The organism is Amycolatopsis sp. cmx-11-51 (genome assembly GCF_047608665.1).
Lineage (GTDB): Bacteria > Actinomycetota > Actinomycetes > Mycobacteriales > Pseudonocardiaceae > Amycolatopsis.
Map to the genome: position 1 here is coordinate 294,938 of NZ_JADNQO010000001.1, position 22,659 is coordinate 317,596.

Here is a 22,659-nt window from a genome sequence, read left to right on the forward strand (position 1 = left end):
CGGCATGTACGTCCGGCCGGGCGACCGCCGGGTCGCTAGGCTGTCGCCGTGCCGTTGTATGCCGCGTATGGATCCAATATGGAGCCCGCCCAGATGTTGGAGCGCGCTCCGCACTCGCCCATGGCCGGCACCGGCTGGCTGGAAGGCTGGAGGTTGACCTTCGGCGGCGAGGACATGGGCTGGGAAGGTGCCCTGGCCACCATCGTCGAAGACCCGGGCTCCCGGGTCTTCGTGGTGCTGTACGACGTCACGCCGCTGGACGAGGACGGCCTCGACCGCTGGGAAGGCGGCGAGCTCGGCATGCACAGCAAGCTCCGGCTGCGCGTGCAGACCATGGACGGCTCGGTCCTGCCCTGGCTGTACGTCCTGGACGCCTACGAGGGCGGACTCCCGTCCGCGCGTTACCTCGGCGTTCTCGCCGATGCCGCCGAGGCCGCGGGCGCCCCCGCCGACTACGTCGACGCGCTCCGCACCCGCCCGTGCCGGGGCATCTCCGGCTGATCACGCGAGTTCTCCGCCCAATCACGCGTGACGTCCGCCTGATCACGCGACCGCGCGCATCTCGAACGCCCTGGCCAGCTCGGCCAAGACACGCTGGGGATCACGCAGGTCCGCCGCCGACACCCGGATCGTGATCCACCCTCGTCCAGCCATCCGTGCGTCTCGCTCGGAGTCATAGTCGTGGCGCCCCTCGTGAGATGCGAAGCCGTCATACTCCAGCGCGATCCGCCGCGACGGCCACGCCATGTCGAGTACGTACAGCTTGCGACCCTCGATCGTGGTGATCTCGTACTGCACCTCCGGTATCGGGAATCCTGCCTCGACGACGATCAGCCGAAGGATGCTCTCCGGCGGGGATTCCGCCTTGCCGGTCGCCAGGTCGAGCAGCAGGAGAGCCCTGTGGATACCTCGCCGGTCGCGGCGATCCATGATTCGGTCCCGGACGTTCTCACGCAGGGCCCGGACATGGTCCGGCGCAAGCCCGTGCATCGCCTCGTCCAGCGCGGCGATCGCGGTTCGCTTGTCACCGTCGCAGAGAAAATCGGCCAGCGCCAGATCCAAGGAGAACGTCGTGAGCCCGTCGAGTTCGACGACGTCCGAAGGCCGGAAATCGGCGTGGTGGATGACCAAACCTGGCTTCGGCTTGTTCCGTCGCGCGTAGGGCACCGTCACGTGGATGCTCGTGTCGTCCACGGCCGAGATCCCATGTAGCGCAAGGGATGTAGCTCCTGACAAAGCAGCAGGTTGCGCCACCACGAGCAGAGCGGCCTGCGCCCGCGTGGTCAGTTCGAGCGAATCGGCGGCATGGATGACGACTCCCCGCCATGGCTGTGCGAGGACACCCGCGGCCAGTCCTTCAAGGACCATCCGGCGCCCCAGAACTCTGTCAGCCTCACTACGCGAGACCGCCCCATGTCGTCCTCCCCAGTCGATCATGACCTCGAGAGTCGTGGGTTCCGGAGCCTCTGGAAAGCCCCTTTCCACAACCTGTGGATAGCTCCATAGGTTGTGGATAACCCTGTGGACAGTTGTTCGACACCGGAAGTGGCGAACAACTGTGACCAGGTGGAGATCACGCGTGACCAGAGGGAGAACACGCGTGATTGGGTGGAGATCAGGCCAGGGTGGCGAGGGCGGTGTGGACCAGGGTGCGGACACCGCACAGCAGGGCGCGTTCGTCGAGGGTGAACGTCGGGCGGTGGATGTCGGCCATGGGGCCTTCGCCGGGCCACACGCCGAGCCGCGCGAAGGCGCCCTGGACGTGCTCCAGGTACCACCCGAAGTCCTCGCCGCCGGACGACTGCTCAGTCCCGGCCACGCCGGCCTCCCCCAGCGCGGCTTCGACACCGGCCCGCATCAGCGCGGTCGACTCCGGGTCGGAGACGACCGGCGGGACCCCGCGGCGGTAGTCGAGCGAGAACCCGACGCCGGTCGGCGCGAGCAGCGACTCCACCGAAGACGCGACGAGCGGCTCCAGCATCGTCCAGACCTCGTGGTCAGCGGTCCGGAGCGTGCCGCGCAGCACCCCGTCCTGCGGGACGGCGTTGGCCGCCTGCCCGGCGTGCACCGCGCCCCAGACCAGCACGGTCCCGGAACGCGGGTCGACGCGCCGCGACAGGACCGCGGGCAGCGACGTGATCACCGTGCCGAGGGCGTGCACCAGGTCCGCGGTCAGATGCGGCCGCGAAGTGTGCCCGCCCGGCGAGGTGAGGCGCAGCTCGATGAGGTCCGCGGCGGACGTCAGCGCGCCCTCGCGCAGGCCGACCTTGCCGACCTCGAGCCGGGGGTCGCAGTGCAGCCCGTAGATCCGCTCGACGCCTTCCATCGCGCCGGCGGCGATCATGTCCAGCGCGCCACCGGGCATGACCTCCTCGGCGGGCTGGAAGATCAGTCGCACGCGTCCCGGCAGCTCCGGCGCTCCCGCCAGCGCCCGCGCCGCGCCCAGCAGGATCGCGGTATGCGCGTCGTGCCCGCACATATGCGCTGCGCCGTCGGTCTTGGAGGCGTACGGGAGCCCGGTGGCCTCGGTCAGCGGCAGGGCGTCCATGTCGGCGCGCAGCGCGACGCAGCGGTCGCCGCTTCCGATGTCACAGACGACGCCGGTGCCCACCGGGAGCACCCATGGCTTGAGCCCGACCGAGCGGAGCAGGGACATGACCATTTCGGTGGTCGCGAACTCGTGGCGGGAGAGTTCCGGGTGCGCGTGGATGTGCCGGCGCCACGCGAGGACGTCGGTGGCGTTCGCGCGAAGCCAGTCGTCGAGCCAGAAGGGGCCACGCCCGGCACCCAGATCATCCACAGGTGTCATGCTGACGCCGGCCTCGGAGATCAGCGCGGTGGGCGCCTCTTTAGGGGCAACGACGCGACCCTCGGGGTCGCCTGGAATGTCCGGACGTGAATCGAGCACCGTCACGCCGCACCTCCTCCCGCAACACGGTTGCCTTCGTCTACCACCGTACGAGTGGTCACTGAAGACACGCTGGGTGCCGTTCGATCTGTGATACGCATTTGCGATAGATCGTGCACCATGCAGATGACAAGCCGCTCGTCGAGTGATCGAGCCCTAGACGGCCGGTAGTGGATCTGCGTTGAACGGCTCGGAGGAGTTCAGCCCGGGCTAAGCGGAGAGTCCTTCTACTTCCCGGGAGCGGTTCAGGACTTCTTCTTCTTGGAACGGGCGCGACGGCCGAAAACCACCAAACCCAGCAGTACCACCGCGATGACGCCCGCGATGATCTTGTTCTTGGTCTCCTGGCTGTTGGCCTTGTCGGTCTCGGCGGGGTCGAGGACCGGGCCCGGCGGCGCCTGCGATGGCACCTCGTGCACCGTCCCTGCCTGCATGATCACCGGCGAAGCGGCCGGGACCGCCGAAGACGGCGCGGCCGGCGCACAGACGACCAGTCCGGCGGCGATCAGCCCGGCCAGCTGCCCGAGGCGAGACCTTTTCGGCATGACTCCCTTTCGTCGGCACTCGGTTCGTTGACAGAGTGTTCGTCGACAGAGTGCGAACCCGATTCTGCACTCTGCCGCGTCCCCACGTCAGCCGCCACGCGGAGGACCGGAAAACGCCGACAGGATCTGTTGAGCGGCCAGCGTCGGCGTCAGTTCCCCGTCCCGGACCGCCCGTTCGACGTCCGGAACGACCGCTCGCACGTCCGGGTGCGCGGCGAGCCGCCCGAGCAGCTGTTCGCGGACCATCGACCAGGTCCACTCGACCTGCTGCCGCCGTCGCCGTCCGTCCAGTTCGCCGGACTCGGTCAACACGTCCCGGTGACGGCCGATCTCGGCCCACACCTCGTCCAGCCCGACGTCGGTGAGCGCACTGCACGTCAGCACCGGCGGGGTCCACTCGGCGTCTCGCCCGTAGATCATCCGCAGGGCGCCGGAGAGTTCGCGGGCCGCGCGTTTCGCGTCGCGTTCGTGGTCGCCGTCGGCCTTGTTGACCGCGATGACGTCGGCCAGTTCGAGGACGCCCTTCTTGATGCCCTGCAGCTGGTCGCCGGTCCGGGCCAGGGTCAGGAACAGGAAGCAGTCGACCATGTTCGCCACGGTCACCTCGGACTGCCCGACGCCGACGGTCTCGACCAGCACGATGTCGTACCCGGCCGCCTCCATCAGCACGATCGTTTCGCGGGTCGCCCGCGCGACACCCCCGAGAGTCCCCGAAGTCGGCGAAGGACGGATGAACGCCTTCGGGTCCACCGCGAGCCGCGCCATCCGGGTCTTGTCGCCCAGGATCGAGCCGCCGGTCTTGGTCGACGACGGGTCGACGGCCAGGACGGCGACCTTGTGGCCGGCTTCGGTCAGGTCCGTGCCGAGCTGGTCGATGAAGGTCGACTTGCCGACACCGGGGACGCCGGTGATGCCGACCCGTCGCGCGCCGCCCGCGTGCGGGAGCAGCTCGACCAGCAGTTCCTGCGCTTGCGCCCGGTGGTCTTCCCGGTTGGACTCGACGAGCGTGATCGCCCGCGACAGCAGGCCGCGGTCACCCGCGAGGACGCCCTTGGCCAGCGCTCCGACGTCGATCTTGCGCGGCAAGGTTCAGGACTCCTGGGCGGTCAGCTGTCCGATGAGGTCGATCGCCGCGTCGGCGATGACCGTGCCGGGACCGAAGATCGCCGCCGCGCCCGCCGCGCGCAGTTCCTCGTAGTCCTGCGGCGGGATGACGCCGCCGACCACGACGATGATGTCCTCGCGGCCCTGTTCGGCGAGTTCGGCGCGCAGGGCGGGGACCAGCGAGAGGTGCCCGGCCGCCAGCGACGAAACGCCGATGACGTGCACATCCGCCTCGATCGCCTGCCGCGCGACCTCGCCGGGAGTGGAGAACAGCGGACCGACGTCGACATCGAAACCGATGTCGGCGAAGCCCGTCGCGATCACCTTCTGGCCGCGGTCGTGACCGTCCTGGCCCATCTTCGCGACCAAGATCCGGGGACGACGGCCCTCGTCCTCGGCGAAACTCTCGACCAGTTCACGAGCCCTTTCGACATTCTCGGCCTTGCCGACCTCCTCGCGGTACACACCGGAGATGGTACGAATCTGACCGGAGTGGCGCCCCCAGATCTTCTCCAGCGAGTCGGAGATCTCGCCGACCGTCGCCTTCGCCCTGGCGGCGTCGATGGCCAGCGCGAGCAGGTTGCCGTCGGACTGGGCGCCCGCCGTGAGCCTCCGGAGCGCGTCCTGCGTGGCGTCTTCGTCTCGTTCTTCGCGCAGCCGCCGCAGTTTCTCCAGCTGTTGCGTGCGGACGCCGGCGTTGTCGACCTTGAGCACGTCGATCTGCTCGTCGTCGGTGACCTTGTACTTGTTGATGCCGATCACCGGCTGACGGCCGGAATCGATCCGTGCCTGGGTGCGCGCCGCGGCCTCCTCGATGCGCAGCTTCGGAATGCCCGCGTCGATGGCCTTCGCCATCCCGCCCGCCTGCTCGACCTCGGTGATGTGGCCCCACGCCTTGCGGGCGAGGTCGTACGTCAGCTTCTCGACGAACGCGCTGCCGCCCCACGGGTCGATGACCCGCGTGGTGCCGGATTCCTGCTGCAGCAGCAACTGCGTGTTCCGCGCGATGCGGGCGGAGAAGTCGGTCGGCAGCGCGAGGGCCTCGTCGAGGGCGTTGGTGTGCAGCGACTGCGTGTGTCCCTGGGTCGCCGCCATCGCCTCGACGCAGGTGCGGACGACGTTGTTGTAGACGTCCTGCGCGGTCAGCGACCAGCCGGAGGTCTGCGAATGCGTGCGCAGACTCAAAGACTTATCGTTCGTGGGCTGGAACTTTTTGACTAGTTTCGCCCACAGCAGCCGTGCCGCGCGGAGCTTGGCGACCTCCATGAAGAAGTTCATCCCGATCGCCCAGAAGAAGGACAGGCGTGGTGCGAACTTGTCGACGTCCAGCCCGGCCTCGGTGCCCGCGCGGAGGTACTCGACGCCGTCCGCGAGCGTGTAAGCCAGCTCCAGATCGGCGGTCGCCCCGGCTTCCTGCATGTGATAGCCGGAGATGGAGATCGAGTTGTACTTCGGCATGTTCCGCGAGGTGAACGAGAAGATGTCCGAGATGATCCGCATCGACGGCTGCGGCGGGTAGATGTAGGTGTTGCGGACCATGAACTCCTTGAGGATGTCGTTCTGGATGGTCCCGGCCAGTTTGTCCGGCGTGACACCCTGTTCCTCGGCCGCGACGACGTACAGCGCGAGCACCGGCAGTACGGCGCCGTTCATGGTCATCGAAACGCTCATCTTGTCGAGCGGGATGCCGTCGAAGAGCTGGCGCATGTCGTAGATCGAGTCGATCGCGACGCCCGCCATGCCGACGTCACCGGCGACGCGCGGGTGGTCCGAGTCGTAGCCGCGGTGCGTCGCGAGGTCGAAGGCGACCGAAAGGCCCTTCTGCCCGGCTGCGAGGTTGCGGCGGTAGAAAGCGTTCGACTCCTCGGCGGTGGAGAACCCCGCGTACTGCCGGATCGTCCACGGCTGGTTGACGTACATCGTCGGGTACGGGCCGCGCAGATAAGGCGCGACACCGGGATACGTGCCGAGGAAGTCCACTCCGGACAGATCGTCGGCGGTGTAGACCGGTTTGACTCCGATCCCTTCCGGCGTCTCCCACGCGAGCGCGTCGGGGCCCTTGCCGGTGGCGGCATGCAGGGCTTCGGTCCACTGAGGACGGTCGACCGGGTCAGGGGTGCCGAGGTCGACGCCTGCGAAGTTCGGGATGGTCATCACTGCACTCCGAGCTCGTTCAACGTGCCGGTCAGGACTTCGAGGGCGTCGCAGCCCGTGAAGAGATAACCCGAGACGTTCTCGTGATCGCCGGGTTTACCGGCGAGAAGCACTGACGTGGCGCCTGCTTCCTTCAACGCCTTCGCGACGCTGTCGCCTTCCTCCGCGTAGGAAGTGTTGCTTCCGCAGAGGCAGGCGATCTTCGTTCCGCTGGCCCGGAATTCCGCGATGAGGTCCTCCGGGGCGCCGGGGTTCACGGCTTCGATCCCGCCCGCTTGGAAGAGGTTCGCCGCGAAACTCGCCCGTCCGGTGTGCGCCGCGACGGGTCCGAGAGTGGCGAGGAAGACGCGGGGACGGCTGGGGTGCGCGTCCGCCCGGTCTCGCAGGGCTTCGAAGGCCTCGGCGTACCGATGCCGGGGCAGGCCGCCGTCCGGTAGGTCTTCGAAGGGATCGCGAGCGACCGTTTTCTCGGCCAGGTTGGGGAATTCGCTGACGCCGGTGATCGGGTCACGACGGGTCGAGAGCCGCTTCGACCGCTTTTTCCAGGTTTCGGCGAGTCGCCCGGCGAGCGCGCCGGAGGCCAGTTCGGCCTCGATCCCGCCCGCCGCCTCGATGGCGGTGAACTCGCGCCACGCGGCCTTGGCCAGATCGTCGGTGAGGTTCTCGACGTACCAGGAGCCGCCTGCCGGGTCGATGACGCCGGCGAGTTTGGACTCCTCCAGCAGGACGGCGTGCGTGTTGCGCGCGATCCGCGCGGAGAACGCGTCCGGCTGGCCGATCGCGGCGTCGAAGGGGAGCACGGTGATCGCCTCCGCGCCGCCGACCCCGGCACCGAAGCAGGCGAGCGTGGTCCGCAGCATGTTCACCCACGGGTCACGCTGGGTCAGCATCGCGGGCGAGGTGACGGCGTGCTGCCGCATACCCGCCCCCTTACCACCGGATACCTCGGTGACCCTTGCCCAAAGCCGCCGCGCGGCACGGAACTTGGCGATCGTGAGGAACTGGTCGGCCGTGGCGGCGAGCCGGAACTCGAGCTGCCCGGCCGCGGTGTCGATGTCCAGCCCCGCTTCGGTGAGCACCCGCAGATAGGCGACGCCCGCCGCGATGGTCGCGCCGAGTTCCTGCGCGTCCGAACCGCCCGCCTCGTGGAACGGCAGGCCGTCGGCCACGATCGTTCGCACCTTCGGGTGACTGGAAGCGACGCGCGCCGCCAGTTCCGCGGCGGGGACGAGCGGATACGCCGAACCGGTGCGCGCGATCAGGCCGATCGGGTCGGCGCCGAGCGTCGCGGTGACCGCGCTCGCCGGGATCTCGCGTTCGGCGAAGAGGCCGAACAACTCGTTCGCCGCGGCTTCGTACTCTTCCCCCGCGTCGAGGGTGACAGGCGCGAGGTCGATGTAGACCTCGTTCAGCGCGTCGGCCAGGTCGGCGACGGGGACCCCGGTCGCGCCCACACGCAGCCAGATCGAGCTGACGCCGCCTTCGAGGTCGGCGAGGATCGCGGTGTTCGTGACTTTGGCGTCGCGTCGCGCGTACCTGGCACGGATGTCCCAGCCCGTAGTCACCGAACCCTCGGGCCGGGCGCTTCTCACGAACGGCGGAAGACCGGGGAAGCCCGTTCCCTCGACCGCGTCATCGGCGGTGTAGAGCGGCTGGATTTCCAAGCCGTCATACGTCCGGGTGACCAGTTTGCTTTCGGGCAGGCCATCGAACCCCTCAGCGATCGCGCCGCTCTTGCGCAGCACTCCGGCGACGAGTTCCCGCCACTGCTCGCGGCTCGCTTCCGGGAACTCCGCCGCGAGAGCCAGCGCATGGGGCTCGGCTGGTGCAGCGTGTCCATCGGGGGTCGGCACTGACTCCGTCTCGGCCACTTCCGTCATAACCAACGATGTTAACGGCCCTTAACAAGACTCACTTGTGACGCTAGTCGCGCCGGGAGGGGACCGTTCACTCCTCCAGGGCACGGCGCATCGGCCCGCCAGGTGGGCATACGACACAATTGGGGCCGTGCCGCCCGACACCACCGAGTCCAGCGAGAGCCCCGGCGACGAGAAGCGTGTCGTCGCCGGGCGATATCGGTTGCGCTCGGTCATCGGATCGGGGTCGATGGGCACCGTCTGGTCGGCCTACGACGAGTTCCTGCACCGTCCGGTCGCGGTCAAAGAGGTCCGCCTCCCGCCCGGCGTCCCGACCGCGCAGGCCGACGAACTGCGCGAACGGACCCTGCGCGAAGCCCGCGCGATCGCCGTCCTGAGTCACCCGAACGTGATCATCCTGCACGACGTCGCGCGCGAGAACGACGAACCCTTCGTGGTCATGGAGCTGCTGCCGTCACGCAGCCTCGCGCACATCCTGCGCGACCACGGGCCGCTGACGGTCGAGCAGACGGCGGCGGTCGGCATCGCGGTCGCGTCCGCGCTCGAAGCCGCGCACGCCGCCGGGATCACTCACCGTGACGTCAAACCGGGGAACGTCCTGGTCGCGGGCGACGGCCGCATCAAGCTCACCGACTTCGGCATCGCCAGGAACGTCTCCGAAGCCACCATGACCCGCACCGGGATGATGCTGGGCTCCCCCGCCTACATCGCGCCCGAAGTCGCCTCCGGGGGCGCGGTCGTCCCCGCCGCCGACCTGTGGGGCCTCGGCGCGACGCTGTTCGCCGCCATCGAGGGCTCTCCGCCCTACGACGCCGACGGCGACCCGCTCGAAACGGTCGGCAAGGTCGTCAACGGCAAGGTGCCGAAGCCCGGCCCCGGCCCGCTGTCCGACGTCATCGGCGCGCTCATGAAGAAGGAGCCGTCGAAGCGGGTCACTCTGCGTGAGGTGCGGCGACGCCTGTATCCGTTGCAGGCCAAGACACTGATCGACCTCTTCCCCGCCGAGCTGTTCCACACGCCCGACGGGAAGAAGACCACCGCGCACCTTGACGCGACCGACACCCAGGTGATCAAGCCGGTCGTCCCCGACAAGCCGGGCGAAGGCACGAGTTCCGAACTCGCCGCCGACCCCGGGCCGCTGCCGTTCCTGAACCCGCCCGCGGCGGCTCCGGAACCCCGGTCTCCGGAACCCCGGTCTCTGGAAGTCCGGTCTCTGGAACAACGGTCTCCGGAACACCATTCTTTGGAACACCCAGCCGAACCCGCGCCGATGCCGACGGTCACGCCGGCCGCGCCGCGTCCGCTGAGCCGGTCGACGGTGGCCACGGTGGCCTTGGCGCTCGCGTCGGTCGTCGTCTTCCTCCTGGCAGCGGGAGGCGGGTTCGTCCTGGCCAGGACGGTCGGCGGGCAGCAGCTGCGGCCACCGGAAGGGACGCCGCAGGGCGGCACGATCGCCACTCAGCCCCCGCCGGTGCTCGTCACACAGCAAGGTGACGCGAGCACGGTGAACGGTGTCAAAGGCGGCCGGTTCAGCATCGGCGTGCCGGAGGACTGGAAGAAGTTCGTCGCGCCGCACGTCACCAGGGGTGTGCCCAGCACGGTGGTCCAGTACGTCGCGCCCGACGGCGGCCAGGTGATCCGGATCGAGCGGCTGACCGGCTTCCTCTCCGACAATTCGCCTCCGGCCTACTTCAGCTGGCTGAAGTCGCAGCATCCGGAGGTCTCCCTCATCGGGGAGCCCACCCCCGTGCCAGGGCGGGGCGACGACAGCATGCGGTACGTCTACCGGACGACCGAGCGCTCCGCCGCGGCCAGGGACTCCGCGAACGAGAGCATCACGCGCACGACGTTCATGGACCTGTTCAGCGGGGGCGTCGACCTGTGGATCCTCTCGGTGACCTCGCCGATCGAGCAGGAGACGTCGGCGAAGACCGCGGTCTTCGAGCCGGTCGCGCGGTCACTCGTCGTGGACGGCTAGCCAGGGGCTGAAGGGGACTTTCCCCGCATGCGATGCGGGGAAAGCGCCCTTCGCCGCGTGAGACGAGGGGAAAGTCCCCTTCAGCCCCCGCCGCGCAGTCACTCTTCGTCGACGGTGGGCCGCGCGAAGTGCGCCTTCGAAGCCCGCTGCTGCGCCAGCCTCCGCAGCACCGAAAGCAGCCTGTCGCCGAGAACGGTCTCCACGACGGCGATCTCGACGATGCGCTCCAGCGACTCGACCCCGGCGATGCCTTCGAGGTCCAGGTCGGCGATCCGGTCGGCGATCTCGGCGTAGCCGTCGAGTTTGTCGAGGTACCAGCCATGCCCGACCTCCCGGATCGCGCACAGGACGCCGACCAGGGCCTGGATGACCGGATCGTCGTCGTCCTTGCAGGGCCAGTTCCGGCGCTCCGCCAGCTCCCGGACCGTGGTGAGCGCCCAGTTCCGGGCTTCGTCGTCGACGATCTGCTTGGCGGTCGTGATGCCCTGCTGCGCGATGCCGAGGACGCGGTGGGGATCGGCTCCCCCGGCGTCGACCGCGGCGAGCACCTCGCCGACCGTCGTGAGCGCGAGCCCGCCGACGTCCATCAGCGCCCTGATCAGCTTGATCCGCTGGATGTGCCCGTCGCCGTACTTCGCCTGATTGGGGCTGGTCCGCTCACCCGGCGGGAGCAGCCCTTCCCGCAGGTAGTACTTGATCGTGGCGACCGGGACCCCGGCTTTTTCGCTCAGTTCCGCCATCCGCACGCGTTGTCACTCCGATCTCGGGGCCGGTTCCAGGGTCGTCCCTGAAGACTTCTCAGGATGGATAGTTTAACTTCCCATAACGGAGAGCATGACTATCCATTCTGGGAGGGACCCATGACCATCTTGACCGATCTCCGCGAGAGAACCCGCACCTGGCACCGGGGTTCGTATCGCCTGGCCCAGGCGTTCGCCGTGATCACCGTGCTGTGCGTGCTGGCCATGCTGATCGACCAGCGGACACTGAACGGCGCGCCGCTCTGGGCGAAACCGTTCAAATTCGCCGTCTCCGCCGCGCTCTACTTCTTCACCTGGAGCTGGCTCGTCTCACTGCTGCCCAAGTTCCGGCGGACCACGAACTGGCTGGTGAACGTCCTCGTCGTGATCTTCGCGGCCGAGTACGCGCTGGTGGTGTTCCAGGCCGTCCGCGTCCGCGCGAGCCACTTCAACAACGCGACCCCGCTGGACAACACGATCTTCCAGGTCATGGGCGGGATGATCGCCGTGCTGTGGGTGGTGAACCTCGTACTGACGATCGCCGTCATGTTCACGCGGCTCCCCGACCGCGCGACGACGTGGGCCGCCCGGATCGGCGCGGTTCTCGGCATGATCGGGATCTCGCTGGCGACGCTGATGAGCAGCCCCACCCCGGACCAGCAGGCCGTGCTCGACGCGACCGGCCAGTCCGCGATGATCGGCGCGCATACCGTCGGCCTCCCCGACGGCGGTCCCGGCCTGCCGATCCTCGGCTGGAGCACGGTCGGCGGCGACCTCCGGATCCCGCATTTCCTCGGCCTGCACGGACTTCAGGCGCTTCCGCTGCTCGCGCTCGCCCTTGGCGTCCTGGCCGCGCGGTACCCGCGGCTTCGCGACGACGTCGTCCGGCTGCGGCTGGTCGTGGTCGCCGGCATCGGCTACGCGGGGCTTCTCGCCCTGCTCACCTGGCAGGCGCTGCGCGGCCAGTCCATCGTCGCCCCCGACGGCCAGACCCTGACGGCCCTCGCCCTGCTCATCGCCGGCGTCGCCGTTAGCGGGCTAATCGCGGTCGGGCGGCAGGCGAAGGACCGAGAGCTGGAGTACTCCCTTCGATGACCGCCGAGACCCTGTTCACCTGGACCTTCCCGTCGGCCGCGCCGTTCTGGCTGCTGATGATCTTCCTGCCGGGCTGGTCGTGGACCCGCCGGATCATGTCCTCACCGTGGGTGCCGCTGCTGCCGCTGATCCCGTACTTCGCGCTCGCCATCCCGCATCTCGGCGAGCTGTGGACGGCGGTGAGCAGGCCCGATCTGGACGTGCTCAGCGCGTTCACCGGTTCGCCGTACGGGGCGGCCGCGATCTGGGCCCACCTGATCGCCTTCGACCTGTTCATCGCGCGGTGGATGTACCTCGAATCCCGCGAGCACCGCATCCACCCGCTGGTGACGGGCCCGATCCTGGCGCTCACGATCTTCCTGTCCCCGTTCGGGCTGGTGGCGTTCCTGCTCGTGCGAAGTGTCCGGATACGCTCGTCGCATGAGTGAGAACGAGGTCGCGGCGGCCGCCGCCATCGCCGAACGCACCGGCGTCGAGAAGCACGACATCGCCGTCGTGCTCGGTTCGGGCTGGCGCCCCGCGGCGGACGTCATCGGGGAGCCGGCGGCGGAGATCCCGCTGGGCGAACTGCCCGGCTTCGTCGCGCCGGGCGCGGTCGGGCACGGGGGGACCGCCCGGTCGGTCCGCGTCGGCGAAAAGCGCGCGCTGATCATGCTGGGCCGCACACACTTCTACGAGGGCAAGGGCATCGACCCGGTCGTGCACAACGTGCGCACCGCCGCGGCCGCGGGCGCCAAGACGGTGCTGCTGACCAACGCGGCGGGCGGTCTGCGCGAGGGTTTCCGCGTCGGGCAACCGGTGCTGATCTCCGACCACCTGAACCTGACCGCGCGCTCGCCGATCGTCGGCGCGAACTTCGTCGACCTGACGGATCTCTACTCGAAGCGGCTGCGCGACATCGCGCGCGAAATCGACCCCTCGCTGGAAGAGGGTGTTTACGCGGGACTGACCGGGCCGCATTTCGAGACTCCGGCGGAGATCCACATGCTGCGGACGCTCGGCGCCGACCTCGTCGGCATGTCGACGGTGCTGGAGGCCATCGCCGCCCGCGCCGCCGGGATCGAGGTCTTCGGGCTCTCGCTGGTGACCAACCTGGCGGCCGGGATGACCGGGGAACCGCTGAACCACGAAGAGGTGCTCGAAGCGGGCCGCCAGTCGGCGACGCGGATGGGCACCCTGCTGAAGGAACTCGTCGCCCGCGCCTGACATACCCATGCGAAAGGCCTCGGCTCACCTGAGCCGGGGGCCTTTCCGTACTTCTCGACCTGCGAACCCGGGAAGCCGCTGCGCGACCTCGACGGCGAGCAGCTTTCGCGACTGCTCGAAAAGGGCGTCCTCAGCGCCGGTCAGCTGTGCACCCACCCCGGCCACGACGACGGCTTCGGCGTTCGTGGACGAACCACCGCGGCAGGACGTTTCCGAACACTTGCCCGATGACGGGATAGAACGACTCGGGTGGGGCATCGATGGCACGGGGTTGAGCATCGGGCCCGAAGAACGAGGCGAACGCCTCGCGCATTCCGAAACCGGCGCTTTCCGTGGCCACACCCGCCTTTTCGACGACCGGGCGTATGTCCTCACCGGTGGCGAATCAGGACGTCGCGCGCGGCGACGGCGAGCGGTAGCAGATGATCATGACCGACCCAGGGAAGTGAAGATCAATCGCACCTTCTCCAACGTACCCGTAGGCTGACTCGGTGACGACTTCCTTGACCCCGGAGCTCCGGGATCGGGCGTTCCGCTGGATCGCCGACGATCCGGACGACGATTCCCGTGTGGAGCTGCAGAACATCCTCGCCCGCGCGATGGGCGGGGAAGCCGGTGCGGCGGACGAACTCGCGGATCGGATGGCGGGCCCGCTCGAGTTCGGCACCGCCGGGCTGCGCGGCCCGGTGCGCGCGGGACCCCAGGGGATGAACGTCGCGGTCGTCACCCGAACGACGGCCGGAGTCGCGGCCTGGCTGACCGCGCAAGGACATCCGGGCGGGGTCGTGGTGGTCGGCCGCGACGCGCGACACGGTTCGGAAGCGTTCGCCAGGGCCGCCGCCGAGGTGCTCTCAGCCGCCGGATTCGCGGTGAAGGTGCTGCCAGGGCCGCTGCCGACGCCGGTGCTCGCGTTCGCCGTGCTGGAACTCGGCGCCGTCGCGGGCATCCAGATCACCGCGTCGCACAATCCCCCCGCCGACAACGGCTACAAGCTTTACGACGCGACGGGCGGCCAGATCGTCCCGCCTTCGGACGGCCAGATCGAACGCGCCATCGAAGCCGCTCCCCCGGCCATCAGCGTCCCGCGCGAGCCGGGCGCCGAGGTGCTGGGCGACGAACTCCGGGACGCCTATCTCGCCAAGGTCGCCGTTCTGCCACGCGGCCCGGAACGCGGGGTCAAGGTCGCCGCGACAGCGTTGCACGGCGTCGGCGCGGAAACCCTGCGTGCCGCCTTCGACCGCGCCGGTTTCACCGAGCTGAGCTTGGTGGCCGAGCAGTCCACGCCGGATCCCGACTTCCCGACGGTCGCCTTCCCGAACCCGGAGGAACCGGGCGCGACGGACCTTTTGCTCGCGCTGGCGTCCGAAGTGGACGCCGATCTGGCGATCGCGCTCGACCCCGACGCCGACCGGTGCGCGCTGGGCGTGCGCGAACGGGACGGTTCGTGGCGGATGCTGCGGGGCGACGAAACCGGCGTCCTCCTCGGCTGGCACATTCTGTCCACTGTGGACTCCATTGATCCGCTCGTGGCGACCACGATCGTGTCGTCGTCGATGCTCGGCGAAGTCGCGAAGGATTTCGGAGCGCGCTACGCGGAGACGTTGACCGGGTTCAAATGGCTGGTTCGCGCGGGCGATGGGCTCGTGTTCGCCTACGAAGAGGCGCTCGGTCTCTGCGTCAATCCCGGTTTCGTGCGTGACAAGGACGGCATCGCCGCCGCCGTGTTCGCCGCGGGACTGACCGCTTCGCTGCGCGCGTCGGGCCGCGGCCCACTGGACGTCCTCGACGAACTGGCCGTGAAACACGGGGTACACGTGACGGATCAGGTCTCGCTGCGGGTCACCGACCTGTCGGTACGGGAGAAGCTGATGGCGGGCCTGCGCGCCGCTCCCCCGGCGTCGCTGGGCGGCATCGACGTCACGATGGAGGATCTCCTGCCCGACGCCGACGTGCTGCGGCTGACCGGAGAGGGCCTGCGCGTCGTGATCAGACCGTCCGGAACCGAGCCGAAGCTGAAGGCGTACCTGCAGGTGAAGCAGCCGGTTTCCGGAGACCTCGCCGAGGCGCGCGTCGCCGCGGACACCAAGCTGGCCGCGCTCCGGGCCGACCTCGAGTCCCGTCTGGCCTGACGCCATGGCCAAGTTGCTGATCGTCCACCACACGCCCTCGCCCTCGACGCAGGAGATGTTCGAAGCCGTCCTCTCCGGCGCGAAACATCCGGATATCGAGGGCGTCGAGGTCGTACGCCGTCCGGCGCTGGGCGCGACCGTGCCCGACGTCCTCGACGCGGACGGCTACCTGCTCGGCACCCCGGCGAATCTCGGCTACATGTCCGGGGCGCTGAAGCATTTCTTCGACACCGTCTATTACCCGTGCCTGGATTCCACGCGAGGGCGGCCGTTCGGTTTCTTCGTGCACGGCGGCGGCGACACCACCGGGACCGTGCGCGGAATCGAGGGCATCACCACCGGTCTCGGCTGGGAGCGCGCGGCTTCCCCGGTCCTCGTCACCGGAAAACCGGGCAAAGAGGAACTGGAGGCTTGTTTCGAACTGGGTGGCACCCTCGCGGCCACCCTCATGGCCTGACCCACCGCCGCAATTAGTCCTCTAGTTGCGGTAGTTGGCGACACGAACCAGCCGCCGAAAGTGGAAAAGTAAAGGGGCCTGTTACCGGAAGCCCTGGGGGTCGACCTCCGGCAACAGGCCTAGACCAAGGGTTCGCCGTGATGGCGATCAACCTTGGCTACCCAAGCGTACTACATCAAGCACGATCTTGTGCACCCGCCTGGAAAAACGCCTCTCACTCCGTTCTCCGTACACCCCCAGGGCACGGATTCCGGAGCAAGAGGCCCGGACACGGTACGAAACCGCTTGACAACTGTAAACCACTGCATACATAGGCTGTCAACAGCTGCGGACAGACAGAATCGCGTTACACTTCAACTACAGAACGGGACCATGGAACGAACGGGGGGCCATGTCGCCGCACCAGACCTTCGCCCAAAAACTGAGCGCGTTGATCGACTCGGTGCGCGCGGACGAAGGTGCACCGCACAGCTATCGCGAACTGTCCGCGGCGATCGATCGCGCCGGCGGGCCCGCCATGTCACCCGCGTACCTGCAGCAGCTCGCCACCGGCAAACGGATCAATCCGAAGATCCACTACGTCGAAGCGCTCGCGAGACTTTTCGGGGTCCCGATCACCTACTTCTTCGAAGACCAGGAACCGCACCCCATCGGAGAGGCGAAGCTCATGGCCATGCGCGCGCAGGAGCTTTCCCCGCAGGGCCGTCGTCAGGTCATGGATCTGCTGGAACTCGTCGAACGGTACGAACGGGCCGAACGCGAGCAGCCGGGTGAAAACCGATGAAGGAACGCGAACTCCGCAAACGCTGCCGAAAGATGTTGAACAGCCTCGACATCGAACCGCCGCTCGACGTCGGCGTGCTCTGCGAGCGGCTCGGCGAGCGGCGTGGCAGGCCGATCCGGTTGATGCCGTATCCGCTGGAGGTGCCCGGCCCGTTCGGCTGCTGGATCGCCACCTCGTCGGCGGACTACATCTTCTTCCAGCAGGAGACCACGAAGTCCCACCAGGATCACATCGTCCTGCACGAACTCGGGCATATGCTCGCCGACCACCATCCCGGCGGCGACGCCGAACCGGCCGACTTCCTGCGCGGCCCCGCACCCGGGCTCGACGGCGACGCCGTACACCGCGCTTTACGCCGCACCTCCTACGATGAGGCGCACGAATGGGAAGCCGAGACCGTGGCGACGATCATCCTCGAATGGGCGTCGGTCTTGAACTACACGATTCCCCGTCGCGCCGACGACGATGACGTCCGCCGTGTCCAAGGCGCGCTGGGCGACCATCAAGGGTGGCTGTGAACTCGCTGTTCTCCCCTCTCAACCTCGTGGCGATGACACTGTTCGCGACAGCGCTCGCCTGGCGGATCTATCAGACGTACCGGGCGCCGCGGGTGCTGTCCAACTGGGCGATCACCATCACGATCGTCTGCGTCGCCGGTTCCTTCCTCGCCCAGCAGAAAGTCATCTCCGGCTGGCTCGACGGCCTGACCGGCAGGGGCACCGGCCGCCTCGTCAACAACGTCATGCTCGCCTTCGGGGTCTGCGCGCTGTTGATCGTCTTCCTCGGCTCCGCGCTCGGCCCGCGCCGGCCACGACGGGTCCTCTTCGAACTGATTCCGCTGGCAGGCGCGATCGCGCTGATGCTGGTGGCCATGGCCATCACTCCGCCGGAAGCACGCGGGCTCGCGCTGAGCCCGAAGATCGTGCACGTGTCCGGGGTGGCACTGTTCTACCTCGGGGCCGGGCTGTACCTGATCTACGGCCTGTCCGCCTGCGCCTGGTGGATCTTCCGATACATCCGCACGGCGGACCGTCACCTGCGGACCGGGTTGAAACTCAGCGCCGCCGGACTGATCTGCCTTGCCGCAGGCAGCGTCATCCGCGCGCTCTACATCGTGATCGCCTGGGCGTTGGGGCCGTCGATGCCGCTTCTGCTCACCGTCGCCGTCCCGCTGGTGCTACTCGGGATCTTGCTCTTCCTCGCGGGGATCACCTATCCCGGTGTCCGCGCGCGGCTCGCCGCGCTGCGCCGCCGTCGCCAGCACCGCTTGCACCACGAACGGCTCACCCCCTTGTGGACCGCCCTCGCCGAGGTCTACCCGAACATCGTGCTCCGGACCACCCCGCAGGGATCGTGGGAGCGGTGGCGTCCGCGCACGATCCATCGCCATTACTACCGCCGTGTGATCGAGATCCGGGACGGGCTCGTGCAGTTGAGCCCCTACCTGGAAACCGATCTCACCTCGCTCGCCGTCGACGACCCCAGCGCGGCGGCGGAGGCACTGAAGACGGCGATCGCCAGGCAAACCGCGGGCGAGAAGACCGACGGGCGGGCGAAACTCGTGCTTCCCGGCGGTGGCGCGGACATCGAATCCGACGTGCGGCCGTTGCTCGCGCTTTCGGCCGCGGTATCCCGGAACGGGGCATGACCTTGCAGCTTCTCCTTACCGCCAGCCGGATCCTGCCACGCCCGAGCACACCCGTCGAGGACGGCGCCGTGCTCGTCGAGGGCGACCGGATCCTCGCGGCGGGCCCGCGCGCCGAAGTCACCGCGCAGGCGTCGCCGGACGCTGAAAGACTCGACTTCCCCGGCGCGACGCTGATGCCCGGCCTCTTCAACGCCCATGTGCACCTGGCTTTCGACGCCACCCGCGAGATGCTCCCGAATTTCCTGGCGAGTGACGACGTCGCTCTCCGCGCCGGGGCCAAAGACCGCTTGGGGCAGTTGCTGCGCAGCGGTGTCACGACGGTGCGAGACCTCGGCGACCGCGACGCCCTCGGCGCACGGGTCCGGGTGGAACTGGCGGCTGAAAGGATCGCCGCTCCCCGTCTGCTGACCGCGGGCACGCCGCTGACCGTGCCCAGGGGACACTGCCATTTCTTCGGCGGTGAGGTCACCGGCGACGGCGTGATCCGCACGCTCATCGACGCCAACGCGGCCGACGGCGCGGACGTGATCAAGGTGATGGCCAGCGGCGGCCAGATCACCGAAGGCGGCGCGGACATGTGGGAGTCGCAGTTCGACGTCCGGCAACTGCAGTTGATCGTCGAACACGCGGCGAGCCACGGGCTTCCCGTCGCGGCGCACGCTCACGGCGCCGACGCGATCGAGGCGTCGGTCGAGGCCGGCGTCCGCACCATCGAACACTGCACGTGGATGACCGGGCCACAACAGCAGGACCGGCGTGACGGCGTCGCCAAACGGATGGCCGACGAGGGCATCGCGGCGTGCTCGACGAGCAGCCGCAACTGGCGCGTACTGGCCGAGCGCATGGGTGAGGAACTCGCGAAGAACGTCTACGGCCGGCTGTCCTGGCTGGAGGAACTGGACGTCCCGCTCCTGTCGGGGACGGACGCCGGGCTTCCCGGTTCGGTCTTCGACGACCCCGTCGGCGCCCTCGAACTCTACGAATGGCTTGGCTTCGGCAAGCGCCGGATCCTGGAGATCGCGACCGAGGACAGTGCCACCGGACTCGGCTTCGGCGACGTCACCGGACGGCTCGCCCCCGGACTGAGCGCCGACGTCCTGGTGGTCGACGGCGACCCGCTCACCGACCTTTCCGCACTCCGGAACCTTCGTCTCGTCCTCGCGCGCGGCTCCCAGGTCTGACCCGAGAGTGGGGCCGCCTGTTTGGTGACACCGTTTTAAAACGGTGTTATTGTCGCCTTCGCCACCACAGCGAAGGGAAAAACCATGGAAGGCCCGATCAGACTGTTCACGGTCATCGCGCTCGTGTCGCTGCCGACGGTGATGTACGGCGGATACGCCTTGATGGGCGTCCTGCGCGACCGGAAACTGACCGAACACCAGCGGACCATGTTCCGCGCCGGCCACGCCCACGCCGGTGTCCTGCTGGTCTTGGCGCTGGTCGCGCTGCAGATCCTCGGGCAGACCGGGCTCACGGACACCGCGTCGTGGATCGTGTGCTTTCTCCTGTTGTTCGGTGTGCTCGCCCAGTCGGGTGGCTTCTTCCTGCACCTGGCACCGGGCAAGGGCAAGCTCGGCGGCCGGGTCACCAGCGCCGGGGCCGTCCTGCTCGGGGCGGCGATCCTGACCACCGCGTACGGCGTGGCCTTCCCCTGACAAAAGCGTTGACGGCCGCTCGTTAAGCTTGCTGACGTGCCTGAATACCTGCCGACAGCCCCCGCCAAGGGGACCCGCGACTTCCTGCCCGCCGAGATGTCCGTCCGGACGCAGGTGTTCGGCCATCTCTACGACGTGCTCGAACTGCGGGGATTCCTCCGCTACGACGGCCCGATCCTCGAACCCGCCGAGATCTACGAGCGCAAGTCCGGTCAGGAGATCGCGGACCAGCAGCTGTACACGCTGACCACCAAGGGTGGCGAGCGGCTGGCGCTGCGCCCGGAGATGACACCGTCGGTCGCCAGGATGATCGCGGGCAACGCCAAAGCGCTGCAGTTCCCGGTGCGCTGGTACAGCCACCCGAACTGCCACCGCTACGAGCGGCCGCAGCGTGGGCGGGTCCGCGAGCACTGGCAGATCAACGCGGACATCTTCGGTTCGGACAGCGCGAACTGCGAGATCGAGATCTTCGAGCTGATCCACGACATGATGGGCGCGCTCGGCGCGACCCCGGACATGTTCCAGGTGCGCGCCAACGACCGGAACCTGCTCTCTTCGGCGCTCACCGACATCGTCGGCGTGACCGCGGAGCAGTTGCCGCAGGTGTTCACCCTGGTGGACCGCTGGGAGAAGTCGGACCGCACGAAGCTGAGCGACGTCGCGGCCGAGATCGGGCTGACCGGCAAGCAGTTCGAGAAGCTGACGGAGACCCTGTCGTCCGGCGCGGCCCTGCTCGACGAGCTGCCCGAGCAGGTCAAGGAGAACTCCAACCTGGTGAAGGTGCTGAACAGCGGCGCCGCGAACCTGATCACGTTCGATCCGATGATCGTGCGCGGGCTCGCGTACTACACGTCGACCGTGTTCGAGGTCTTCGACACCTCTCCGGAGAACCGCCGGGCCCTCTTCGGCGGCGGCCGGTACAGCGACCTGGCGTCGTTGTTCACGTCGCAGCAGATCCCCGGGATCGGCTTCGGCATGGGCGACGTCACGCTGATCGACTTCCTCGACACCCACGAGCTGACGCCGAAGCCGCGCAGCGAGGCCGATGTCGTGGTGATCCCGGTGGTCGAAGAGCTCACCGACGCCGCACGTGAGGTCGCGGGACGGCTCCGGAAAGCCGGTCTGCGCACGCTCACGCCCGTCGAACTCCGCAAGCTGGGCAAGGAACTCACCCGGGCCGACAAGGCCGGAGCGCGGGCCGTGGTGATCGTCGGCCAGGAGGACTGGGACGCCGGAAACGTGACGGTCCGCGGTCTCGCGACCCGCGAGCAGCAGACCGTCGCCCTCGACGCCGTGGTCTCGACCGTCGCTTCTTTGCTCTGACGCGGAAATCCGGCGCCGGGTTGATCCCGGCGCCGGACCTCGTCTCACTCAGCGCGAAAGCGTTCGCATGGACGCTTCGGGGTAGCGCTCCCCCGCGACCGCGTCAGCGGGTACCGCCGCCTCGATCGCGGCCACGTCCTCGGCGGTCAGCTTCAGCCCGACGGCCGCGACGTTCTCTTCGAGGTACTTGCGCCGCTTCGTCCCCGGAATCGGCACGACGTCCTCACCCTGGGCCTGCACCCACGCCAACGCCAGCTGGCCCGCGGTCACACCCTTCTGCTCGGCCAGCGCCCGCAGCGCCTCGACGATCGCCAGGTTCCGCTCCAGGTTGCCATCGGCGAACCGCGGCTGGGTCGTCTGCCGGAAGTCGCCGTCCGCGAAGTCCTCTTTGGACTTGAAGCGGCCGGTGAGGAAACCGCGTCCCAGCGGGGAATACGGCACCAATCCGATGCCGAGCTCCCGGCAGACCGGGACGACCTCGTCCTCGATGTCGCGCGACCACAACGACCATTCCGTCTGCACGGCCGTCACCGGATGCACGGCGTGCGCCCGCCGGATCGTCTCCGGACCGGCCTCCGACAACCCGATGTGCCGGACCTTCCCCTGCTCGACCAGTGAGGACAGCGCGGCGACGGTCTCCTCGATCGGCACGTCCGGGTCGACACGGTGCTGGTAGTACAGATCGATGTGGTCGACGTTCAGCCGCCGCAGCGACGCTTCGACCTGTTGCCGCACATAGAATTCGTCGCCGCGGATCCCGCGCTTGCCGGGATCCGCCTCGTCGCGGACGATGCCGAACTTGGTGGCCAGCACGACCTTGTCCCGCTTGCCTGTCAGCGCGCGGCCGACGAGTTCCTCGTTGCGGCCGAAGCCGTACATGTCCGCCGTGTCGATCAGGGTCACACCCAGCTCGATCGCGCGATGGATCGTCGCGACCGATTCGGTGTCGTCACCTTGGCCGTAGAACTCGCTCATGCCCATACAGCCGAGCCCCTGCGCGCCGACTTCCAGCGCGCCGAGACCGCGGGTGGGCAGGGTTGAACCCGTCATGTTTTC

At 68.5% G+C, this 22,659-nt stretch carries 21 protein-coding genes; 13 read left to right on the top strand and 8 right to left on the bottom strand.

Features of this window, described 5'->3' with window-relative positions; translation table 11 throughout:
• Positions 1 to 48 precede the first annotated feature (48 nt).
• Positions 49 to 501: a gamma-glutamylcyclotransferase gene (locus ACM6LU_RS01435; protein ID WP_414935747.1), complete on the top strand. Its 453-nt coding sequence runs from the start codon at positions 49 to 51 to the stop codon at positions 499 to 501.
• 42 nt (positions 502 to 543) lie between these two features.
• On the opposite strand, the gene ACM6LU_RS01440 is transcribed toward ACM6LU_RS01435, so the two are convergent.
• From ACM6LU_RS01440 to ACM6LU_RS01465, 6 genes are all read right to left on the bottom strand, one after another.
• Entirely contained in the window at positions 544 to 1,368 is an 825-nt protein-coding gene (locus ACM6LU_RS01440) for an endonuclease domain-containing protein (protein ID WP_414935748.1), read from the bottom strand.
• Positions 1,369 to 1,615: 247 nt separating this feature from the next.
• A complete protein-coding gene (locus ACM6LU_RS01445) occupies positions 1,616 to 2,914 on the bottom strand; it encodes an amidohydrolase (protein ID WP_414935749.1) in 1,299 nt (432 codons plus the stop codon).
• A 239-nt stretch (positions 2,915 to 3,153) separates the two neighbouring features.
• The gene (locus tag ACM6LU_RS01450; protein WP_414935750.1) at positions 3,154 to 3,453 is read right to left on the bottom strand and encodes a hypothetical protein; all 300 of its coding nucleotides are present in this window, start codon (positions 3,451 to 3,453) and stop codon (positions 3,154 to 3,156) included.
• Positions 3,454 to 3,540: 87 nt separating this feature from the next.
• Positions 3,541 to 4,539, bottom strand: a complete 999-nt coding sequence (gene meaB, locus ACM6LU_RS01455; protein WP_414935751.1) for a methylmalonyl Co-A mutase-associated GTPase MeaB — start codon at positions 4,537 to 4,539, stop codon at positions 3,541 to 3,543.
• Between the two features lie 3 nt (positions 4,540 to 4,542).
• Positions 4,543 to 6,711 (bottom strand): methylmalonyl-CoA mutase, encoded by a 2,169-nt coding sequence (scpA, locus tag ACM6LU_RS01460; RefSeq protein ID WP_414935752.1) that lies wholly within the window; start codon positions 6,709 to 6,711, stop codon positions 4,543 to 4,545.
• Entirely contained in the window at positions 6,711 to 8,591 is a 1,881-nt protein-coding gene (locus tag ACM6LU_RS01465) for a methylmalonyl-CoA mutase family protein (RefSeq protein WP_414935753.1), read from the bottom strand. Before ACM6LU_RS01465 ends, scpA begins: the two co-directional genes overlap by 1 nt.
• 127 nt (positions 8,592 to 8,718) lie before the next feature.
• On the opposite strand from ACM6LU_RS01465, the gene ACM6LU_RS01470 reads away from it, so the two are divergent.
• Positions 8,719 to 10,566: a serine/threonine-protein kinase gene (locus tag ACM6LU_RS01470; protein ID WP_414935754.1), complete on the top strand. Its 1,848-nt coding sequence runs from the start codon at positions 8,719 to 8,721 to the stop codon at positions 10,564 to 10,566.
• 98 nt (positions 10,567 to 10,664) lie between these two features.
• On the opposite strand, the gene ACM6LU_RS01475 is transcribed toward ACM6LU_RS01470, so the two are convergent.
• Positions 10,665 to 11,306: a MerR family transcriptional regulator gene (locus ACM6LU_RS01475; RefSeq protein WP_414935755.1), complete on the bottom strand. Its 642-nt coding sequence runs from the start codon at positions 11,304 to 11,306 to the stop codon at positions 10,665 to 10,667.
• 120 nt (positions 11,307 to 11,426) lie between these two features.
• On the opposite strand from ACM6LU_RS01475, the gene ACM6LU_RS01480 reads away from it, so the two are divergent.
• The 11 genes from ACM6LU_RS01480 (at position 11,427) to hisS (ending at position 21,603) form a co-directional block, all read left to right on the top strand.
• Positions 11,427 to 12,401, top strand: a complete 975-nt coding sequence (locus ACM6LU_RS01480) for a hypothetical protein (RefSeq protein ID WP_414935756.1) — start codon at positions 11,427 to 11,429, stop codon at positions 12,399 to 12,401.
• Positions 12,398 to 12,829 carry an ABA4-like family protein gene (locus ACM6LU_RS01485; protein WP_414935757.1) on the top strand — a complete coding sequence of 144 codons (432 nt, stop codon included), beginning with the start codon at positions 12,398 to 12,400 and terminating at the stop codon, positions 12,827 to 12,829. Before ACM6LU_RS01480 ends, ACM6LU_RS01485 begins: the two co-directional genes overlap by 4 nt.
• Positions 12,822 to 13,607 (top strand): purine-nucleoside phosphorylase, encoded by a 786-nt coding sequence (locus ACM6LU_RS01490; RefSeq protein WP_414935758.1) that lies wholly within the window; start codon positions 12,822 to 12,824, stop codon positions 13,605 to 13,607. The genes ACM6LU_RS01485 and ACM6LU_RS01490 overlap by 8 nt, the downstream gene beginning before the upstream one ends.
• A 491-nt stretch (positions 13,608 to 14,098) precedes the next feature.
• Entirely contained in the window at positions 14,099 to 15,736 is a 1,638-nt protein-coding gene (locus tag ACM6LU_RS01495) for a phospho-sugar mutase (protein ID WP_414935759.1), read from the top strand.
• A 4-nt stretch (positions 15,737 to 15,740) separates the two neighbouring features.
• Positions 15,741 to 16,193 (top strand): flavodoxin family protein, encoded by a 453-nt coding sequence (locus tag ACM6LU_RS01500; protein ID WP_414935760.1) that lies wholly within the window; start codon positions 15,741 to 15,743, stop codon positions 16,191 to 16,193.
• Positions 16,194 to 16,584: 391 nt separating this feature from the next.
• Positions 16,585 to 16,977, top strand: a complete 393-nt coding sequence (locus ACM6LU_RS01505) for a helix-turn-helix domain-containing protein (protein WP_414935761.1) — start codon at positions 16,585 to 16,587, stop codon at positions 16,975 to 16,977.
• Positions 16,974 to 17,495 (top strand): hypothetical protein, encoded by a 522-nt coding sequence (locus ACM6LU_RS01510; RefSeq protein ID WP_414935762.1) that lies wholly within the window; start codon positions 16,974 to 16,976, stop codon positions 17,493 to 17,495. Before ACM6LU_RS01505 ends, ACM6LU_RS01510 begins: the two co-directional genes overlap by 4 nt.
• On the top strand, positions 17,492 to 18,625 hold the full coding sequence (locus tag ACM6LU_RS01515) for an MAB_1171c family putative transporter (protein WP_414937053.1): 1,134 nt from the start codon (positions 17,492 to 17,494) through the stop codon (positions 18,623 to 18,625). Before ACM6LU_RS01510 ends, ACM6LU_RS01515 begins: the two co-directional genes overlap by 4 nt.
• Positions 18,622 to 19,806 (top strand): amidohydrolase family protein, encoded by a 1,185-nt coding sequence (locus ACM6LU_RS01520; protein WP_414935763.1) that lies wholly within the window; start codon positions 18,622 to 18,624, stop codon positions 19,804 to 19,806. The genes ACM6LU_RS01515 and ACM6LU_RS01520 overlap by 4 nt, the downstream gene beginning before the upstream one ends.
• Before the next feature lie 84 nt (positions 19,807 to 19,890).
• On the top strand, positions 19,891 to 20,280 hold the full coding sequence (locus ACM6LU_RS01525; RefSeq protein ID WP_414935764.1) for a hypothetical protein: 390 nt from the start codon (positions 19,891 to 19,893) through the stop codon (positions 20,278 to 20,280).
• 36 nt (positions 20,281 to 20,316) lie between these two features.
• Positions 20,317 to 21,603 (top strand): histidine--tRNA ligase, encoded by a 1,287-nt coding sequence (hisS, locus tag ACM6LU_RS01530; protein WP_414935765.1) that lies wholly within the window; start codon positions 20,317 to 20,319, stop codon positions 21,601 to 21,603.
• A gap of 48 nt (positions 21,604 to 21,651) precedes the next feature.
• Here hisS and ACM6LU_RS01535 read toward each other — a convergent pair whose 3' ends face one another.
• Complete coding sequence (locus ACM6LU_RS01535) at positions 21,652 to 22,653, bottom strand: aldo/keto reductase (protein WP_414935766.1); 1,002 nt, start codon at positions 22,651 to 22,653, stop codon at positions 21,652 to 21,654.
• Positions 22,654 to 22,659: the final 6 nt, after the last annotated feature.

Bases quoted from the DNA above. Each gene is read 5' to 3' on its own strand.
- ACM6LU_RS01440 (WP_414935748.1), bottom strand. From the start codon at position 1,368: ATGGTCCTTGAAGGACTGGCCGCGGGTGTCCTCGCACAGCCATGGCGG.
- ACM6LU_RS01450 (WP_414935750.1), bottom strand. From the start codon at position 3,453: ATGCCGAAAAGGTCTCGCCTCGGGCAGCTGGCCGGGCTGATCGCCGCC.
- scpA (WP_414935752.1), bottom strand. From the start codon at position 6,711: ATGACCATCCCGAACTTCGCAGGCGTCGACCTCGGCACCCCTGACCCG.
- ACM6LU_RS01465 (WP_414935753.1), bottom strand. From the start codon at position 8,591: ATGACGGAAGTGGCCGAGACGGAGTCAGTGCCGACCCCCGATGGACAC.
- ACM6LU_RS01475 (WP_414935755.1), bottom strand. From the start codon at position 11,306: ATGGCGGAACTGAGCGAAAAAGCCGGGGTCCCGGTCGCCACGATCAAG.
- ACM6LU_RS01480 (WP_414935756.1), top strand. From the start codon at position 11,427: ATGACCATCTTGACCGATCTCCGCGAGAGAACCCGCACCTGGCACCGG.
- ACM6LU_RS01485 (WP_414935757.1), top strand. From the start codon at position 12,398: ATGACCGCCGAGACCCTGTTCACCTGGACCTTCCCGTCGGCCGCGCCG.
- ACM6LU_RS01490 (WP_414935758.1), top strand. From the start codon at position 12,822: ATGAGTGAGAACGAGGTCGCGGCGGCCGCCGCCATCGCCGAACGCACC.
- ACM6LU_RS01500 (WP_414935760.1), top strand. From the start codon at position 15,741: ATGGCCAAGTTGCTGATCGTCCACCACACGCCCTCGCCCTCGACGCAG.
- ACM6LU_RS01505 (WP_414935761.1), top strand. From the start codon at position 16,585: ATGTCGCCGCACCAGACCTTCGCCCAAAAACTGAGCGCGTTGATCGAC.
- ACM6LU_RS01510 (WP_414935762.1), top strand. From the start codon at position 16,974: ATGAAGGAACGCGAACTCCGCAAACGCTGCCGAAAGATGTTGAACAGC.
- ACM6LU_RS01520 (WP_414935763.1), top strand. From the start codon at position 18,622: ATGACCTTGCAGCTTCTCCTTACCGCCAGCCGGATCCTGCCACGCCCG.
- ACM6LU_RS01525 (WP_414935764.1), top strand. From the start codon at position 19,891: ATGGAAGGCCCGATCAGACTGTTCACGGTCATCGCGCTCGTGTCGCTG.
- ACM6LU_RS01535 (WP_414935766.1), bottom strand. From the start codon at position 22,653: ATGACGGGTTCAACCCTGCCCACCCGCGGTCTCGGCGCGCTGGAAGTC.